Origin of the sequence: Moorena sp. SIO4E2, assembly GCF_010671945.1 — a bacterium.
GTDB classification, from domain to species: domain Bacteria; phylum Cyanobacteriota; class Cyanobacteriia; order Cyanobacteriales; family Coleofasciculaceae; genus Moorena; species Moorena producens.
In genome coordinates this window covers 1-1,512 of the sequence record NZ_JAAHIE010001179.1, presented here as the reverse complement: position 1 = coordinate 1,512, position 1,512 = coordinate 1, and the positions used below count along the sequence as shown (strand labels likewise).

The 1,512-nt window shown below is 46.1% G+C and carries 4 protein-coding genes and 1 pseudogene; 4 read left to right on the top strand and 1 reads right to left on the bottom strand.

Translation table 11 applies throughout. The annotated features are described in order from the left end of the window. Window positions 1-113 (bottom strand): annotated as a pseudogene (locus F6K37_RS45960) (acyl-CoA thioesterase); the annotation flags it as partial. Window positions 114-175: 62 nt separating this feature from the next. On the opposite strand from F6K37_RS45960, the gene F6K37_RS41945 reads away from it, so the two are divergent. From F6K37_RS41945 to F6K37_RS41935, 4 genes are all read left to right on the top strand, one after another. Continuing rightward, complete coding sequence (locus F6K37_RS41945; RefSeq protein WP_154659761.1) at window positions 176-349, top strand: hypothetical protein; 174 nt, start codon at window positions 176-178, stop codon at window positions 347-349. Continuing rightward, the gene (locus F6K37_RS45955; protein ID WP_499881084.1) at window positions 288-542 is read left to right on the top strand and encodes a ferredoxin-thioredoxin reductase variable chain; all 255 of its coding nucleotides are present in this window, start codon (window positions 288-290) and stop codon (window positions 540-542) included. The genes F6K37_RS41945 and F6K37_RS45955 overlap by 62 nt, the downstream gene beginning before the upstream one ends. Further along, the gene (locus tag F6K37_RS41940; RefSeq protein WP_154659760.1) at window positions 527-697 is read left to right on the top strand and encodes a hypothetical protein; all 171 of its coding nucleotides are present in this window, start codon (window positions 527-529) and stop codon (window positions 695-697) included. The genes F6K37_RS45955 and F6K37_RS41940 overlap by 16 nt, the downstream gene beginning before the upstream one ends. Window positions 698-896: 199 nt before the next feature. Next, window positions 897-1,349 carry a hypothetical protein gene (locus F6K37_RS41935; protein ID WP_008183077.1) on the top strand — a complete coding sequence of 151 codons (453 nt, stop codon included), beginning with the start codon at window positions 897-899 and terminating at the stop codon, window positions 1,347-1,349. The last annotated feature ends 163 nt before the right edge of the window (window positions 1,350-1,512 follow it).

Here is a 1,512-nt window from a genome sequence, read left to right as displayed (position 1 = left end):
CCAATGTAGGTACCATGCCAGACTATACCAGCATAGTCAGTGTGGTGGGGATGGACTCGCACTGGATAGTCAAACCATTTGGCTGTGGTGGCAGTTAGCTCATGACTTGCCATGGTACTGTCCAGCTGTCCTTGAGTTGAGGTTTGGGGTGTTTCTGACATGGATCAACTTAATCGTGACTGGTATGATGATCGTATATGGTGATCGTATTCTGTTAGAGCTAGATCAGATCAGCGCTAAGTTTTTGCTGATTTGGGATCTAGTTCGGGCAAGTCTAATCCTGACAGATCAAAGTAAGCGATCGCGTCCGTCTCAAAAAGTCAATCACTGTTTACCATCATCCTACTGATCGTAATCAGAACCTATCCTTATATCATGTCGGGATAATTACCCTTAATCAAAATCTCCCCCATCTCCCCATCTCCCCATCTCCCCATCTCCCCACACTTCCCACACTTCCCACACTTCCCACCCTCCCCACTCTCTCCTTAATTATGGGTATTCAACCAGACTTGATATTAGCCCTGTGTTGGGAGGGTTAGGAGTAATCTGGTCACGATTTGGTAACCAAGCTGATCACCTGCTGAAAGCGATCGCATGCGATCGCTTTCAGGGTATCTGCTCACAGGTCGCCATGGTTTCTTCTAATGGGTTTCTTCTGATGCTACCAGTAGGGTGCGTTACTGAAGCATCCTAGGTTTTAGGGAATTTTCCGGCTTTTTATGCCAGGTTTGACCAGAGCTTTTTTTTAAGTTTTGTAAAGATTAAACAATCCACTGCGTAAATCCTGGATCGGCTTCAGAAATGTAAGTAGAGGTTGAATTCGAGTCAGCCAATGACCGAAACACCTCAGTATTAACATTACAAACTTCAAGGTTCAAACCAGGAAATTTATCATGTTTCGTAGTAAAGTAGCCATTGCGTCTGTAGTTCTATCTTTGGGTGTAATCAGCCTCGGTATTCCTCAAGGCAAAGCCTTAGCACAAGATACTAACGCGCCTCGTCCCACCCCTCCGAGCAACCAACAATTTACTTTAACCACTACCCCCACCCCCAGTGCAAAAACCGTATTTGCTGTAGTCACCAGGAACGGCGCACTCAGTCGCGGATTCGGTGCCAGCCGAGCCCGAAAAGTTCTGAACGGTCGGTACGAAGTCTTTTTCAACCGGGATGTCCGTCGGTGTGCTTACACTGCTACTTTAGGTACTACAGGCTTTGGCACTGAACGATCTGGTGAAGTTACTGTAGCCACACGCGCTGGCACCACCAATGGGGTTTGGGTTGCTACTAACAATTCTAGTGGAAATGCCGTAGATCGTAACTTCCACCTTGCTGTACATTGCCCGTAGGCTGCTTAGAAGCTATCCAAAAATTTGTCTTGGGGGGTTGTGGAGCCTACTTTAGACCACAAGCCGTCTAAAGGATTACTGAAGTGAGTTACCAGTAATTTCTCCACTCTCACCCAACCATTAAATAATTTTTCGGATAACTTCTGAGTAGTTTCTACAATAT